Source organism: Flammeovirga sp. EKP202, assembly GCF_014534745.1.
Classification (GTDB): Bacteria; Bacteroidota; Bacteroidia; order Cytophagales; family Flammeovirgaceae; genus Flammeovirga.
Map to the genome: position 1 here is coordinate 1 of NZ_JACVVP010000022.1, position 14,994 is coordinate 14,994.

A 14,994-nucleotide genomic window follows, 5' to 3' on the forward strand; every position below is an offset into this window, starting at 1 on the left:
ATTTTTAAACTGTTTATGTTCATACGATTTAAAAATGAAGAGTATTTGGAATTTTTGATGGTTTTGCGACAGCCCCTAGTATTCTAGTGAAAAATAAATCCGAACTGGTTTCCTCAATATTAATCGGATCTGATATTGGCATATGATAAAAGAATCGTTCTCTCACATGATCCAATAACATAAAAAGCATGACTAATCCTCTTAATATATCAATGGAAGAAATTCTTTTTTTGGACGGAGATAATAACTTATTTGTACTCATTTCTGGTTTTAAAAGTGCGATACTATCGCATTAGTAGATTTTTCAAAAGTAGTGAACGCATTTCTTTTAGAAGATAATGAGAGAGATAATAATTTCTAATAATAAATTCAAATTCTCTCCCTCCAATCTCTTTTCTCAATGGATCTAAAGTTTTCCACATCTTTTATTTTCTTGAGGTATAAAGCTACTTTTTGAAGTTCATTATCTTTTTCTTGTCCTAAATAGGGTGTAGGATAAATTGCATTTCCATAATTTTCCTCAGACTTTCTAAATGTATCATCAAGAATTAATATTCTCTCTAAAGAGTACCCTTTTCGTTTTACTTTTTTGAGTGGTTTCACAAAGTAATAATGACTTTTGGGATCTGTATCATAATAGCCATCTTCATCCATTTGTGGAACATATTTTCTTTTACACTTACTTCTTGCCCACACAAACTCTAATTGATTGTCTAAAATTTTCAATTGACTTACAATCTCATTTACATAATCATCTCCGGCAGAAGACCATACGGCCAATCTATAATCATTTTTGACCTTATTGATAAATTCTTCTAAAAATGGTCTGATGTACACAAAATACTTTTCCATTTTAAAATGGGTAGGGTATTCTAACTCTTCTTTCGTGGCAAAAACTAATGTTCATCAATGTCTAAGATAAGGAGAGGTTTTGTGTTCGTTTGCATAAATAGTTTAATTCTTCTTAAAAGGTTAAGCTTCAAATCAGTCCTTCATTTTTTGATAAAATGAAAAGACCCTACAATATTAAAGTTGTTCAATCTCCTCCCTACTCAAACCTGTAGATTTCATGATTACCCCCACATCTACCCCATTAGATTTCAAAGACTTAGCAATTTGATATTTTTCACCTTTTCGAACCTTATCCTCCGCATCCACTTTCATGGTCCACTCCAAGCTTGCTTGATCACTAAGGTATTCCATGTGCTTCATATAGCTTTTGCGGTCTGCAGAAGATAGCCTATCCACGCGCCAAAGTTCCCTTGCCTCTTTCATTCCTTTAGCAGTAAACTCTTCTCGGATTTCATCATTTTTCAAATAATAAATCCATTGATCTAAAGTGTCTTTTGCTACATTATCAAACTGATTTACTTTTATGACATAATATTCGGGAAAAATATCAGCAGGTTCTTTGATTCCTTTTAGTAATTCTTGTTGTTTAGGTGATAAACTCAATATGTCCTTTTGATGTAAACCTTTGAAATCTGTTTTTCCTAAGTAGACATAATCCTCACCCTGACCTAGGTCAAAATAGACAATATTGATAGAGTAGACCTTCTTTACTTCTTTATATCTTTCTCCTAAGTGAAGGTATTCCGTAATCACTTTAGAAGTTCCATAAAGCATTCTTTGAAAATAATCGTACTCTTTTTGATTTTGAATTTCAATGATCACAAATTCACCTTTAGCGTTTTTCACTAAAATATCTACACGATTGTATTTATCAGTTTCTAATGTCTGATTTCCCTCACTCTCTAAAATGTTCTCAATTTTGATTGATTCTTTCAACAACTCTGTCAAAAAACCTTCTAGTACTGTAAAGTCAGCCTTATTTCTAAGGAGTCTTTTAATAGCCCAGTCGAATCGTATATAATTGTTACTCATTGTTTTTCTTCATCTTTTCACAAAGATATGTTATTAATAAATATCACGCTAATAGATGTCAGTTGAGAACTATGTCTTTTGTTATGAAAAAGACACTACTCACAAAGTGCTACAAAACGGAACACTTTGCAATTAATCGAATCATTCCTAATCTACTCAAAACACCTAAAACACAACTCAAATATCTATTAATCAGCACCTTAATTATTTTTGAACACTTTTTTCATAAGTAATAGTGAACTTTGGTACAGTTCGTTTGAGTTTTCTACTCGTGTCAAATTAAAAACTAAAAGTCTACCATCATGATTGAATTAAAAAATATCAGTAAAGTATTTAAAACGGATGCCGTTGAAACTTGGGCGTTAGAGAATATCTCATTGAAGATTGAGAAAGGTGAATTTATTTCTATCATGGGGCCATCAGGTTGTGGTAAGTCAACACTCTTAAGTATTATGGGATTATTGGATTTACCTTCTGATGGAGTAATTGAAATCAACGGTTATAACCCACTACTTCTTTCAGACAAAAAACTAGCTAAATTCAGAAACGAGCATTTAGGTTTTGTATTTCAATCGTTTCACTTGATCAACGATTTGAGTGTAAGAGAAAATGTAGCAATGCCTTTGTTATATAGAAGTATCTCTTCTAAAGAAACAAAGAAAAGAGTGGAAGAGGCATTAGAGCGTGTGGGATTATCGCACCGTATGGATCACAAGCCTACTCAACTTTCTGGTGGTCAACGTCAAAGAGTGGCAATCGCAAGAGCAATCGTTGGAAATCCTTCTCTCATTTTTGCTGATGAACCTACAGGTAACTTAGACTCTGTAATGGGTGAAGAAGTAATGCAAATGTTGATGAAACTCAATAAAGAAGGGGCTACCATCGTGATGGTTACGCACGACGAACAACAAGCTAAAATGACCGATAGAATTGTAAGAATTTTTGATGGTCGTCAGGTATCTGTTCAAGCTAAAAACTCATTTGAAACTGCATAATTATGGTAACATATATAAAACTCGCTTGGTACTCTTTGAAGAGAAATCCGTTCTTCTCATTTATCATCTTATTCGGAATAAGCATGACAATCATGGTAGTGATGTTTATCGGATCTATTCTTGACACCTCTTACGGAGCAAACGGTACTTATAAAGATATTGATAGAATATTGATCGCTTCGAACTTGAAAGTTATCAGAAGTGGAGAAAATGGTTATTCCAACTCTTCTTTTTCTTACAGTGCTTACAAGGATTACTTCTCGAAGATGAAAACTCCTGAAGTCATCTCAGTCAGCGAGAGCCACTGGTTTGCTAATGTGTATTATAAAGAATTAGGAAAGAAGGTTTCAAGGGAAGATATAGATCACAACTTCACTAAAATCTTTCCATTGGAATTTATAAAAGGTCGTGCTTTTACTTTAGAAGACTTAGAACAAAGAAAACAAGTAGCCATTATAACTGATCAGCTTGCTGGTGAATTATTTGGGGATGAAGATCCATTAGGCAAGAAAATCAAGACTAAATCAAGATACTATGAAGTGATTGGTATAGTCAAAAAAGAGAATAAGCTAAGAAGACGAGCATTTGCTGATATTTATACTCCTTATAACATTCATCAAAAACCTGATCAACAATGGCATGTATTCTTGGGGTCTAGTGTGTTTTACATGAAGTTTAAAAACCAAGAAGACTTGGTAAGAGGACAGAATGAATTCCAAGAAATCGTTGCTTCACTTCCAATTGATGCTTCAAAAAATGAGGTGAAAAATGAGGCTAAAGCTTTGACAGAAAAAGCATTATTATTTTGGAATATGCTTGATGTAGATGATGAACGTATGTTTGGGGTTTACCTGAGTCTTATTGCATTCATTTGTATGTTTATCCCTGCTTTGAGTTTGATTAATCTAAATATCACTCGTATCTCAGAAAGAACATCAGAAATGGGAATTAGAAAAGCTTTTGGTGCATCCTCTTCTGATCTTTTAAAACAGCTATTAGTAGAAAATGTATTTACAACGCTCATTGGTGGAGTGATTGGTATGATCATGACGTTCGGAGTCGTGGCCTTATTCAATCATTACAGTTGGATGGGTGAAGACGAACGACTTGAAATTCACTTTATCTTATTAGGATATGGATTTGCCTGTACATTATTCTTCAGTATCCTATCAGGTTTCTACCCTGCCCTTAAAATTTCCAACTTCGGTATTATTTCTTCACTTAAAAACGATAAGCAATAATGATAAAGCATTCACTTCAGATCCTTTGGACTAGAAAAAAGAAAAACGCACTAATGGTAGTTGAGATTGCTTTTTCTTTCATCATCTTATTTTTACTTTTCTCACTGCTTTACAATAAGTTTCAAAACTATGCTCATCCAGTAGGTTTTAAAACTGAAAATGTGATGATTGTGAAACTAGACTTAAGTCAACTACCCGAAGAAAACACTTCTAAAGAGGGACAACATGTACTTTATGATGCCGTAAAGCAGGTCATAAATCAAAATGAAGAGGTAAAAGAAATTGCAGAGATGGATTATGCTCACCCTTACTCAGGTAGTACAAACACAACACTTTGGAAATTAGACAGTGGTGTCACTTTCTGGCCAATTGAACAAAACTTAAAACCTAGTGCGGTGAAGTTTATGGACTTCAATTATATCAAAGGTGGACCTTTTACTTTTGAAGATGCTCAACATGATTATGAGCCTGTTATTGTGACCAACTATTTCTATCAAAAAATCAAACCTTATCTTAATGAAGAAGATATGTTGATCAGCGAAGATGTGAAGATTAAAATCTTTGGTGTGATCGACTATTATAACCGTGACAGTGACTTCAGCGATCAAGAAGACATTGCTATAAGATGTTATGATCATTATGATTGGTTCAAGGATGGTCACCAAAGTAACCTTTTTGTAAAAACTCAAAATGATCCAAGAAAGATCGAAGCGAGTATTGTCAACTCTTTAGAAAGATTAAACCCTGATTTAAAAATTGGTATTGATTACTTTGAAGATCTTCAAGAGGAAAAAAATCAATGGCAAATCCTTCCCCTTTTCTTAATGTCATTCGTAGCCTTTTTCTTGGTGATTAATATCGCATTAGGACTATATGGTGTTCTTTGGTACAACATCAGTAAAAGAAAAAGTGAAATCGGAATCCGCAGAGCTATGGGAGCATCCAAGCAAGATATTTTCTTACAAATGTTTAGTGAAGTAATATTACTCTTTGTCATTGGAATCGCTCTAGGAAGTGTTTTCGCGATACAATTCCCAATACTAGGTGCATTTAACTATAGTAATACAGAATATTTTATGGGAGCTTTATTTTCTTTAGGCTTTGTATTACTTATCACAGTTGCTTGTGGATATTACCCAAGTAAACTAGCCACTAAGGTTACCCCAAATGAGGCTTTACATGAATTATAATCAATAAAAATCAAACTATGAAAACTAAATTAATCTCTATCATCATTGTGGCAGCACTTACTTCATGTGCTACCACAGCTTCTCTTATATCAGGAGCGAACTATAGAAACGTCAAATTAAATCAAACTGATGAGAACTTTGATATGAAATTTAAATCCTTTTCAGGAAAAGATAATTTCAGAATGAATTGTAGTGAGGGTACAAAAGCATTAATGTTGAAATCTTCTCATTCGAAAGGAGAATTTAATATTGTCATCAAAAATGAAAAGGGTCAGGTGATCGAACAAACCGACAATTCCAAATATGTTGAACATAAAATCAACCTGAATGGAACAAAGCAGTTACAAATAGAAATTCAAGGTAAAGAAAGCAGTGGAAATCTAAACTGTTCTTGTATTTAATTCAGCAAAACTAGTGTCGGTGAGGGAAAAGCGTTTCCTCTCAAAACAAGAACTTCATGATAATCTAATTTTATTAACCTACCATTATTTTCTTATGCTTCATTAGTACAATGATGAGCAAATTGATAATAAAATTAAAAAACGATAAATCACATTCTTAATATAGTATAAAAGAAAGATCTACTCTATCTTTAAAGATTAACAAATTTTCAAAATGACCAATTCCTATATACTAATTATTGACGACGACGAAGCTGTTCGTAAATCCATCGGTTTGTTCCTTAAAATGAATGGTTTCAAACCTATCTTGGCACCTCACCCTAAAGAAGCTTATCCATTACTTTCAGAATTCAAGTTTTCTTGTGTTTTGTTGGATATGAACTTCAAAGTGGAAACTACAGGTGATGAAGGACTCGCTGCTTTAAAAAAAATAAAGAAGACTAACTCGAACCTTCCCGTTATCTTATTTACAGGATGGGGAAGTATGCAATTGGCCATTGAAGGAATGAAATTGGGTGCATCCGATTTTATTAATAAACCATGGGATAATGATCATTTATTGAAATGTATAAAGGATGCCGTTGCGGTTGAGAAGAATAAACTGAAAGCTCAGCCGACAGAGAAATCTCCAACTCGCAAAAAGTTAGAAGATCAGTATAACATCTCCAATATTATAGGGCAAGATCCTAAATTGTTGCAGGTATTGGAGACTGTAGGCAGGGTAGCCAAAACCAATGCTCCTATTTTAATTATGGGAGAAAGTGGAACAGGTAAAGAACTGATTGCTGAAGCGGCACACAATAATAGTCCTAGGAATGATAATGAATTTGTAAAGGTCAACTTAGGAGGTATTTCTCAGTCTTTGTTTGAGTCTGAAATGTTTGGGCACAAAAAAGGGTCATTTACCGGAGCATATACAGATCGTGAAGGTCGTTTTGCGGTAGCGGATCAAGGAAGTATCTTTTTGGATGAAATGGGTGAATTGGACCTTTCCTCTCAGGTGAAATTATTAAGAGTTCTGCAGGAAAGAAAGTTTGAACCTTTAGGATCTTCCAAAACACAAACAGCAGATTTCAGAGTGATCTCGGCTACTAATAAGACCTTACCGGAATTGGTAAAAGAAGGGAAATTCAGAGAAGACCTTTTCTTTAGAATTAACTTAATTACGGTAGTGCTTCCACCTTTAAGGGAACGTAAGGGTGATATTCCATTATTAGCACAGCATTTCTTGGATCAATTGGAAACCTCTTATGGTATCACAGGAAAAACCTTTGCTCCTGACACTTTGAAATGGTTACAAAAACAGCCCCTCAAAGGAAATATTAGAGAGTTGAAAAACTGGGTAGAAAGTTCTGTTTTGATGAGTATGAGTGATGTGCTTCAAGTCAGTGATTTTGAAAACAACCCTACCAACATTCATGCCTTCCAAAATGATGAAATCAAAGAAGAGATTGTCCCTAATGGTATGACATTGGAAGAAATGGAGATTTTAATGATTCGAAAAGCACTGGATGAAAATCGTTATAAAATTGCTCCTTCTGCCAAACAACTAGGAATATCACGTAATGCACTTTACAGAAAAATAGAAAAATACGAAATCACGGATGCTCAAGATTGAATATAGTTTATTATCCCTCCTCACTGTAGGTACACTTTTAGGAGTCACATATACCAACAGACTGGAAAGTCCGTTACTTTTTTTAACTGCTGAGGTGGTATCAGTAATTGTCGTATTATGGTTGATCAGGCTTTATTTATATGTGAGCAAACCCCTAAAAGAACTAAATAATGCTTTAAGGTTATTAACCAACAATGATTTTCAATCAAGATTACTTCCTACACCTCACCCTATTGTCAATAAATTGGTGACAGTGTTTAATAAAATGATTGATAGAATACATCAGGAGAGAGTAGAACAAAGAGAGCAAAGTTATTTTTTAGAGCATCTCATTAAAGCCACTCCCCTTGGGATCATCATTTTAGATTACGATCAAAAAATCATCAAATCCAATCCTACTGCATTGAATATGTTAGAAATGGATTTTAACACAATTCAAAGTAAAACACTAAATGAATTGAATGCTCCTCTGCTTGATGCCATTCATCAATTACCTCTTGAAACGGCTCAAGATATACAGTTTTCTGGTGGCAGAAAATACAGGTGTCATAAATCTTCCTTCATTTTCCAAGGCTTCCAACAGCAATTTATCATTATTCAAGACCTCTACTTGGAGGATATCAAAAAAGAGAAACAAGCTTACAGTAAAGTGATTCGAATGATGAGTCATGAGGTAAATAATTCAGTGGGTGCCATTAATTCATTTGTGGATACACTAAAAATGTTTGCTCCTACTGACGATGAACTCAAAGAAGATTACATTGATGCTCTTTCAATTATTAAAGATAGAAATGGGGCAATGGCTTTGTTTATGAAAAATTTTGCTTCAGTGGTAAAAGTACCAGAACCTGATTTTCAAAATATCGACCTCAAGCTTTTACTTGAAAACCTTACTGACCTCTACAAAGCTGATTTTACAAAGCATCAAATTGATGTTGAATTGAATATAGAACAGGAAGTGATTATTTCTGCAGATAAAAGCCTATTAGAACAGTTGTTTATCAATATCCTCAAAAATGCCAAAGAAGCACTTATGGAGGTTAATGATAAAAAAGTCATTCAAATTGGGTATCATCAAAGCAATAAAAAATTAGAGATCTGGAACTCAGGACCAACAATTTCTAAAGAGGTAGAAGAAAAATTATTTACACCGTTTTATAGCAGTAAACCTACCGGTCAGGGAATTGGACTTATGCTTTGTAGAGACATCTTAATAAAACACGGATGGGATTTTGGACTATTCAGTGATGAAAGAGGTGGAGCTACTTTTGTAATAAATCTAAGAAAATAGTACCAAAACACCTCAAAAGGTACTCTTATTAAGATTTCAATATCATTTATTCATTTTTTTAATAAAACTCATTAAACCTACGTAAGTATTACTTTTCTAATATATTAGTGCATTTTACAAGATTATGGATTTGAAAAGAGGTTATTTTTATTTAGCTTTTTAAAAATAACTTGCTGGGAACACTCCAATTCACATCTATAACCCGAAAACTCTATGCACGATATTGATCAGATTTCAAATTTAAAATCAGAACTTACCCACGTTCAAAATCAGCTAAAACAAAAAGAAACAATCATTGATAGTATACTTGAAGGTACCATGGCGGGATTCTGGGACTGGTATATTCAAGATAACTATGAGTATTTAAGCCCCTCTTTCAAAAAAATGTTTGGCTACGAGGATCATGAGATGGAAAATACTCCTGAAGCTTGGATGAAAATTATGCATCCCGATGATCTTAAAATAGTAAAAGAAAATTTCAATCGCTATATAAATTGTAGAGGTCGAGAGCCCTATGCCAGTGAAGTTCGTTTTTATCATAAAAGCGGAGCTATTATTTGGGTACAATGTGAAGGAAAAGTCATAGAATGGGATGACAATTGGAACCCCATACGCATGGTAGGCTATCACATTGACATCACCAAAAGAAAGCGGCTGGAAGTTGAAAAAGCGTATACACTTCAACTTGAAAAGAAAAACAAAGAGCTTGAAAAGTTTGCTTATGTAGCATCTCACGATTTACAAGAACCCATCAATAGTATAAAAAGCTTTGCGGACTTATTAAGTAGTGATAAAGCCAACCAACTTTCTGAAACCTCTAAACAGATGTTGGGATTCATCTCAGAATCAGCCGACAGAATGGGAAAATTGGTCTTGGGACTCCTCGAACACTCCAATATCGGATTGGATAGAAAAGTGGAAGAGGTGGACTGCAACCGTTTAGTACAGGAAGTTTTGAAGGACCTCGACAAAATAATTCATGACAACAGTGCCACTTTCACGATTGAAAATTTACCTAAAAACCTTATTGGAAATGAAACGGAATTAAGAATTCTATTTCAAAACATCATCAGTAACGGCATTAAGTTTCACTCCAACCTCAACGCTCCTCATATTACGATCGGTTGTAGTTGTTTACCTGAACATTACCTTTTCGAAATCATTGACAACGGTATAGGGATTGAAAAAAAGAACTATGACAAAATCTTTGATATTTTCACAAAACTCAACATTTATAAGAAATACGAAGGTACAGGAATTGGCCTTGCTCACTGTAAAAAAATTGTGGATTTACATCATGGAAAAATATGGTTAGAATCTACCCAAGGTGAAGGAACAACTTTTTACTTTAAACTCCCCAAATAATGAAAGACTTAAAGAAAGTAATGCTTATCGATGATGAAGAGATGTCCATTTTCCTTAATAAGTTAATTCTCGAAAAAATGGATATCATTGATAAAAACCTCATTGTTTTTAATGAAGCTAAAAATGCCCTCTTTTATTTAATGAATATCGACAAAGAAGATCAATTACCCGATTTAATTTTACTGGATATCAATATGCCTGATATGAATGGTTGGGAGTTTACAGAAATTTACGAAGCGATTCAATTCAAATTCAAACAACCACAATTGGCCATATTGACAACATCATTGAACCCTAAAGATAAGGAGAAGGCTGAAAACCTTACCATTGTTGACTTTTTTGTCAATAAACCATTAAATCAGGAGAAAGTAATGTCCTTATTTAACGTGGTGGGGTCATAAAACTTTCAAACAAACTAGGGTCATATTGTATTGGCCCTGTTGTTTTCATTAATTACAGTAAGAATTTTCGAAAAAGTGATCCTAAAAAAGGCTTTCATCTTCGCTATGTTATGAATTAATTTTAAAGTTGATAAACTTCATTAAGTTTTACTGTCAAAAAACAACTTAATAAATTCGCTAGAAAGTCTATATTTGTAGCCAATACAATTATTTAATTCATAATATCAAATATAGATATGAGTTTAAAACTACGTCTAACCATAATGAACTTCTTACAGTTCTTTATTTGGGGAGCATGGTTGATTACTATTGGAGGCTACTGGTTCAAAACTAAACAGTGGTCCGGAACCGAATTTGGAGCGATCTTTTCTACCATGGGTATTGCATCCATATTTATGCCTGCCCTTACTGGTATCATAGCTGACAGATATATAAGTGCTGAAAAACTTTTAGGTATTTTTCATATTATTGGAGCTGGAATTTTATGCTATTTACCACAAGTAAATGATCCTTCAACCTTCTTTGTGGTCATGTTAATCAATATGATTTTTTACATGCCTACAATATCATTGTCGATTACAGTAGCTTATTCGGCACTACAAAAAGCAAACTTAGATATTGTGAAAGTCTACCCTCCTATTAGGGTTTGGGGTACAATCGGATTTATTGTTGCAATGTGGATGGTCAGTTTATTGAAAATCGAAACTTCACCAGCCCAATTTTATGTTGCAGCAGCTGCATCAATTGGTTTAGGACTTTATGCATTCACATTACCAAAATGTGATATCAATAAAGGAGAAAGCAATAAAACTTGGATTGAAGCACTTGGGTTAGATGCTTTCAAACTCTTCAAGCAAAGAAAAATGGCATTGTTCTTTATTTTCTCAATGTTATTAGGTGCAGCATTACAATTAACAAATGCATACGGTGATATCTTCCTACATGAGTTTGATAGCAACCCACTTTTCGCAGATAGTATAGCAGTTCAATACCCTGCCATCATCATGTCAATTTCTCAAGTTTCTGAGACCTTATTTATTCTTGCTATTCCATTCTTCTTAAAACGTTTTGGAATTAAGAACGTAATGTTGATGAGTATGTTTGCTTGGGTGTTACGTTTTGGCTTATTCGGAATCGGTGATCCAGGTTCAGGCTTAGTATGGATTATCATCTCTTGTATCGTTTACGGAATGGCTTTTGATTTCTTCAATATCTCAGGTTCATTATATGTAGAATCACAAACAGATCAGACAATCAGAGCATCAGGACAAGGTTTATTTATGATGATGACCAATGGTTTTGGAGCGGTGTTAGGTTCTTCGGTATCAGGTGTAATGATCGATCAGTTCTTTACTAGTGCTGAAGGCGTTCGTGACTGGCCAAATATCTGGTTCGCATTTGCGGCTTATTCATTAGTCGTTGCACTGTTGTTTGCTGTTTCTTTCAAGCACAAGCACGATCCTAAAGAGGTTGAGAACTTTAGTCACTAGGATTAATAATTAACCCATATGCGCACTTATGGGAAATAAAATATACAACAGCTATTGGATCTTATTCGATCTAATAGCTGTTTTTATTTATATAAAAATATAAGAAAAATACAATTGTTGACTACCGAAATAGCTTATTATTCAACATCAATTATACTAAAGAAGGAGTTTACATATACATCTCATTATGAATAGACAGGTATGTTTTAATGGATAAATTGTACTCTCATAACAATCTGAATAAATATTTTTATTCTTTGTATTAAAATTTAAATTTCATTTTTATCTTGGATTAATATCAAAATGATACTACCAAAAATTTACTTTAATACCCACTTAAATAGAATTATCCTTAAACAATTCGATCAAAATAAATTTTTCAATTAATAATTATAAAAAACAAAATCAGTATTTAATCTATTTGTAAAAATGGTATTTCAATCCAAGGTAGAAGATCTAGAAAAACGCCTTTCTTGTATTAACAATGCTCTTCTGAATAAAGAACTCGTTTATGCATGTTTCAATGAAGATCTGTATCTGTTTAGAACCTCAGAAATGTTTTTATATAAGTATAAAAGAAGCTCAGATGATTATTTATACTTATATGATTTATTTCCGATTGAATTGAATCAAGAGTTAGAAACCGCCATTTCCGAAAGGAAAACAAAAGCAATAATTGACTGTAAAATTCTTGCACCCAATAACAACATATATTCCTCCAAAATAGGAATTTCATTTATTAACAATAGAATTCAAATTGCTATTTATGATGACCCACAACTATGAAATCATTCTGGTAGACGATGATGCTATTACTAATCAGATCACAAGGATCAACCTACAAAGATGTGACAACAACATAAGCATTCAAGAGTTTGATAAGAGTGTAAATTTTCTTCACTTTATCAGACAGAATAGGAATGCTAATAATATTTTATTAGATCTAAATATGCCGCTTGTCAGTGGATGGGATATTTTAGATGAAATAGATATTGTTGGTCTCAGTGATACTTATAATGTAATTGTTTTAAGTAATTCAGACCTCATTCAAGATCGTATACGATCTAAGTCTTACCAATCGGTAAAAGCATATATTTCTAAACCCCTTACAAAAGATAAAACACAAAGAATTTTCCAAATATTTGATAGTTGCGAAAATGAGAAGAAGTTCTCAAATCAGAATGCTTCTTAAGGTCTTTTAAATACTCAACAAGTAATTTTCAATTAAAAAATGGTGTTACTTCTATTAAAATTTACGTGAGCTTTTTCTACCAATTTTTGACCGAATTTTCCAATAGTTTCCATTTAGTAAAATAGATATTTGTAACATATCAAAACACTAAAAAAACACTACAATGGAAACTATTACATTGAAATCTGATCTTAAAAAACCAGTTGCTCTTCGTATCATCATGGTTTCGTTTTTACTGAAAGTATTTATTGCCTTTGGTCTTTTTTATGCTATCAACACCGGAAAACTAGAAATACCGAATGCTAATCCAAAGTTTATACTTTATACCGCTATTGTGTATGTCATCAACCTCATCGGGTTGATCGCTACGGCACTCAACGGTAAACTGCAAATTTATAGAGCTATCATCATTTTTGACTTTATAGTCTCTATTCCAGCTAAAGCAATTATTGGTTTTATCGTTGCAGGATATTCATTCGCATTAAGTTTTCATCCAAAAGTGAAAGCGTTTATTTTATCGAAGTCAAAAAGTTAGGAATAGAATTGAATAATGCTGAAATTTATTGTCAACTCAGAGGTACAACTTCTGAGTTTTCTAATTTCAAAAACCATTATTCAATGAAATCAATTTACTTTTTAAGCTTATGCTTCCTCCTTTTTTTTGCTTGTAAAAAAGATACTAAAAACGAGCAAGAAGATATTTATGTCTCTCATCAATTAGTTATTAGACCACTCACTGAACATGTCATATTACATACTTCGTTCTTAGAAACAGAAAGCTATGGGCGAGTTCCATGTAATGGAATTGTAGTCATGGATGATGGAGAAGCGATCATTATTGATTCTCCAACCAATGAAGAAAGTAGTATAGAGCTTTTGGAGTGGCTAGATAAGCAAAATGTTACCGTAAAGGGAGTTGTACCCACTCATTTTCATATAGATTGTTTAGCCGGACTTGATTATTTTCATACCAAAGGAATTACTTCTTACGGTTCACTACACACTGCACAATTAGCAAAGAAAACGAATCACACTCCTCCTCAAAAAACATTTACTGATACATTGACATTGAATGTTGATGATCATCAAATCCTTTTAAAATTTGAAGGAGCTGGTCATACGCATGACAATATCGTTGCCTATATACCTTCTGACAAAGTTTTATTTGGAGGTTGCTTGGTCAAAGCCACAGGCTGGGGCAAAGGAAACCTTGAAGATGCTGACACCACCGAATGGTCTAATTCTGTAATGAAAACAATGTTAGATTTTCCTGAAGTAGAAGTAGTAGTCCCTGGACATGGTGGTGTGGGGAACATTTCACTTCTAGAGAACACCATCAAAATGTTTAAGAATTGATTTTTGCATCTTGAATTTTCTGTTGAATCTGATCAGCAATTGATTTCAACTCTTCAACAGATAACCTTGCTTCAGGAAATATCTTTTTAGGTTTTTCCTCATTTTTCAAAACCACACATAAATGATAATTGTAGTGTAGGCCTTTTGTATTCATCAATAACGTTTTCAATTTATCGATGACACTTATATTCTCCTGAATAAGAGTTAGAGATTTTAAATGAGAGACTTCAAATTCAAAATCCTCCTTATAACCTAAACTTCGATTTTGTACAACTACCTTTTCATGATCAATGAGAACATCAGAATATCCCTTTTTGGCTTTTAATAGATTCCATACAGAAGAGAAGGTAGCAAAAGCACCTAATATTGTCAATAAACTGTAAGAGAATTTTACGTTGACATCCACCTCACCTGAAGTGATAAAAAGGAAAGCAAAGCCCAATGTAAACAGAAGAGATAAACTGAAATATATTCCAAAAGTGATGATATTTTGAGTACCCCACTTGATTGTCAATTTTGAATTCATAAACTAAAAAATATAAATCCCCAATTGATTATGGTAACCAATTG

17 protein-coding genes are annotated in these 14,994 nt (G+C 33.3%); 13 read left to right on the top strand and 4 right to left on the bottom strand.

Annotation, left to right across the window (positions count from 1 at the left end; translation table 11 throughout):
- Window positions 1–28: 28 nt before the first annotated feature.
- The 3 genes from IC221_RS14635 to IC221_RS14645 form a co-directional block, all read right to left on the bottom strand.
- Window positions 29–262, bottom strand: coding sequence for a hypothetical protein (locus IC221_RS14635; RefSeq protein WP_223241392.1), 234 nt, complete (start codon window positions 260–262; stop codon window positions 29–31).
- Between the two features lie 107 nt (window positions 263–369).
- Window positions 370–852, bottom strand: a complete 483-nt coding sequence (locus IC221_RS14640; RefSeq protein ID WP_223241393.1) for an HAD family hydrolase — start codon at window positions 850–852, stop codon at window positions 370–372.
- A 174-nt stretch (window positions 853–1,026) separates the two neighbouring features.
- Window positions 1,027–1,884, bottom strand: coding sequence for an Rpn family recombination-promoting nuclease/putative transposase (locus IC221_RS14645; RefSeq protein WP_188169683.1), 858 nt, complete (start codon window positions 1,882–1,884; stop codon window positions 1,027–1,029).
- A 302-nt stretch (window positions 1,885–2,186) separates the two neighbouring features.
- Here IC221_RS14645 and IC221_RS14650 point away from each other — a divergent pair, with 302 nt between their 5' ends.
- From IC221_RS14650 to bla, 13 genes are all read left to right on the top strand, one after another.
- On the top strand, window positions 2,187–2,879 hold the full coding sequence (locus tag IC221_RS14650; RefSeq protein WP_188169684.1) for an ABC transporter ATP-binding protein: 693 nt from the start codon (window positions 2,187–2,189) through the stop codon (window positions 2,877–2,879).
- A gap of 2 nt (window positions 2,880–2,881) precedes the next feature.
- Complete coding sequence (locus IC221_RS14655; RefSeq protein WP_188169685.1) at window positions 2,882–4,120, top strand: ABC transporter permease; 1,239 nt, start codon at window positions 2,882–2,884, stop codon at window positions 4,118–4,120.
- The gene (locus IC221_RS14660; RefSeq protein ID WP_188169686.1) at window positions 4,120–5,310 is read left to right on the top strand and encodes an ABC transporter permease; all 1,191 of its coding nucleotides are present in this window, start codon (window positions 4,120–4,122) and stop codon (window positions 5,308–5,310) included. Before IC221_RS14655 ends, IC221_RS14660 begins: the two co-directional genes overlap by 1 nt.
- A gap of 17 nt (window positions 5,311–5,327) precedes the next feature.
- Window positions 5,328–5,711 (top strand): hypothetical protein, encoded by a 384-nt coding sequence (locus tag IC221_RS14665; RefSeq protein WP_188169687.1) that lies wholly within the window; start codon window positions 5,328–5,330, stop codon window positions 5,709–5,711.
- Between the two features lie 214 nt (window positions 5,712–5,925).
- Window positions 5,926–7,329, top strand: coding sequence for a sigma-54 dependent transcriptional regulator (locus IC221_RS14670; protein WP_188169688.1), 1,404 nt, complete (start codon window positions 5,926–5,928; stop codon window positions 7,327–7,329).
- Window positions 7,316–8,620 carry a PAS domain-containing sensor histidine kinase gene (locus IC221_RS14675; protein ID WP_188169689.1) on the top strand — a complete coding sequence of 435 codons (1,305 nt, stop codon included), beginning with the start codon at window positions 7,316–7,318 and terminating at the stop codon, window positions 8,618–8,620. The genes IC221_RS14670 and IC221_RS14675 overlap by 14 nt, the downstream gene beginning before the upstream one ends.
- A gap of 213 nt (window positions 8,621–8,833) precedes the next feature.
- Window positions 8,834–9,985: an ATP-binding protein gene (locus IC221_RS14680; RefSeq protein ID WP_188169690.1), complete on the top strand. Its 1,152-nt coding sequence runs from the start codon at window positions 8,834–8,836 to the stop codon at window positions 9,983–9,985.
- Window positions 9,985–10,386 (top strand): two-component system response regulator, encoded by a 402-nt coding sequence (locus IC221_RS14685; RefSeq protein WP_188169691.1) that lies wholly within the window; start codon window positions 9,985–9,987, stop codon window positions 10,384–10,386. Before IC221_RS14680 ends, IC221_RS14685 begins: the two co-directional genes overlap by 1 nt.
- A 236-nt stretch (window positions 10,387–10,622) precedes the next feature.
- The gene (locus IC221_RS14690; protein WP_188169692.1) at window positions 10,623–11,876 is read left to right on the top strand and encodes a nucleoside permease; all 1,254 of its coding nucleotides are present in this window, start codon (window positions 10,623–10,625) and stop codon (window positions 11,874–11,876) included.
- Between the two features lie 429 nt (window positions 11,877–12,305).
- Complete coding sequence (locus tag IC221_RS14695) at window positions 12,306–12,662, top strand: hypothetical protein (RefSeq protein WP_188169693.1); 357 nt, start codon at window positions 12,306–12,308, stop codon at window positions 12,660–12,662.
- On the top strand, window positions 12,643–13,068 hold the full coding sequence (locus IC221_RS14700; protein WP_188169694.1) for a response regulator: 426 nt from the start codon (window positions 12,643–12,645) through the stop codon (window positions 13,066–13,068). Before IC221_RS14695 ends, IC221_RS14700 begins: the two co-directional genes overlap by 20 nt.
- 163 nt (window positions 13,069–13,231) lie before the next feature.
- Window positions 13,232–13,603: a hypothetical protein gene (locus tag IC221_RS14705; protein ID WP_188169695.1), complete on the top strand. Its 372-nt coding sequence runs from the start codon at window positions 13,232–13,234 to the stop codon at window positions 13,601–13,603.
- Between the two features lie 83 nt (window positions 13,604–13,686).
- The gene (bla, locus tag IC221_RS14710; protein WP_188169696.1) at window positions 13,687–14,424 is read left to right on the top strand and encodes a subclass B1 metallo-beta-lactamase; all 738 of its coding nucleotides are present in this window, start codon (window positions 13,687–13,689) and stop codon (window positions 14,422–14,424) included.
- Here the strand turns inward: bla and IC221_RS14715 are convergent.
- On the bottom strand, window positions 14,414–14,950 hold the full coding sequence (locus IC221_RS14715; protein ID WP_188169697.1) for a hypothetical protein: 537 nt from the start codon (window positions 14,948–14,950) through the stop codon (window positions 14,414–14,416). The genes bla and IC221_RS14715 overlap by 11 nt on opposite strands.
- Window positions 14,951–14,994: the final 44 nt, after the last annotated feature.

What these genes read in the sequence shown, in the direction of transcription:
- IC221_RS14635 (WP_223241392.1), bottom strand. Translation starts at nt 262, where the DNA reads ATGAGTACAAATAAGTTATTATCTCCGTCCAAAAAAAGAATTTCTTCC.
- IC221_RS14640 (WP_223241393.1), bottom strand. Translation starts at nt 852, where the DNA reads ATGGAAAAGTATTTTGTGTACATCAGACCATTTTTAGAAGAATTTATC.
- IC221_RS14645 (WP_188169683.1), bottom strand. Translation starts at nt 1,884, where the DNA reads ATGAGTAACAATTATATACGATTCGACTGGGCTATTAAAAGACTCCTT.
- IC221_RS14650 (WP_188169684.1), top strand. Translation starts at nt 2,187, where the DNA reads ATGATTGAATTAAAAAATATCAGTAAAGTATTTAAAACGGATGCCGTT.
- IC221_RS14655 (WP_188169685.1), top strand. Translation starts at nt 2,882, where the DNA reads ATGGTAACATATATAAAACTCGCTTGGTACTCTTTGAAGAGAAATCCG.
- IC221_RS14660 (WP_188169686.1), top strand. Translation starts at nt 4,120, where the DNA reads ATGATAAAGCATTCACTTCAGATCCTTTGGACTAGAAAAAAGAAAAAC.
- IC221_RS14665 (WP_188169687.1), top strand. Translation starts at nt 5,328, where the DNA reads ATGAAAACTAAATTAATCTCTATCATCATTGTGGCAGCACTTACTTCA.
- IC221_RS14670 (WP_188169688.1), top strand. Translation starts at nt 5,926, where the DNA reads ATGACCAATTCCTATATACTAATTATTGACGACGACGAAGCTGTTCGT.
- IC221_RS14675 (WP_188169689.1), top strand. Translation starts at nt 7,316, where the DNA reads ATGCTCAAGATTGAATATAGTTTATTATCCCTCCTCACTGTAGGTACA.
- IC221_RS14680 (WP_188169690.1), top strand. Translation starts at nt 8,834, where the DNA reads ATGCACGATATTGATCAGATTTCAAATTTAAAATCAGAACTTACCCAC.
- IC221_RS14685 (WP_188169691.1), top strand. Translation starts at nt 9,985, where the DNA reads ATGAAAGACTTAAAGAAAGTAATGCTTATCGATGATGAAGAGATGTCC.
- IC221_RS14690 (WP_188169692.1), top strand. Translation starts at nt 10,623, where the DNA reads ATGAGTTTAAAACTACGTCTAACCATAATGAACTTCTTACAGTTCTTT.
- IC221_RS14695 (WP_188169693.1), top strand. Translation starts at nt 12,306, where the DNA reads ATGGTATTTCAATCCAAGGTAGAAGATCTAGAAAAACGCCTTTCTTGT.
- IC221_RS14700 (WP_188169694.1), top strand. Translation starts at nt 12,643, where the DNA reads ATGATGACCCACAACTATGAAATCATTCTGGTAGACGATGATGCTATT.
- IC221_RS14705 (WP_188169695.1), top strand. Translation starts at nt 13,232, where the DNA reads ATGGAAACTATTACATTGAAATCTGATCTTAAAAAACCAGTTGCTCTT.
- bla (WP_188169696.1), top strand. Translation starts at nt 13,687, where the DNA reads ATGAAATCAATTTACTTTTTAAGCTTATGCTTCCTCCTTTTTTTTGCT.
- IC221_RS14715 (WP_188169697.1), bottom strand. Translation starts at nt 14,950, where the DNA reads ATGAATTCAAAATTGACAATCAAGTGGGGTACTCAAAATATCATCACT.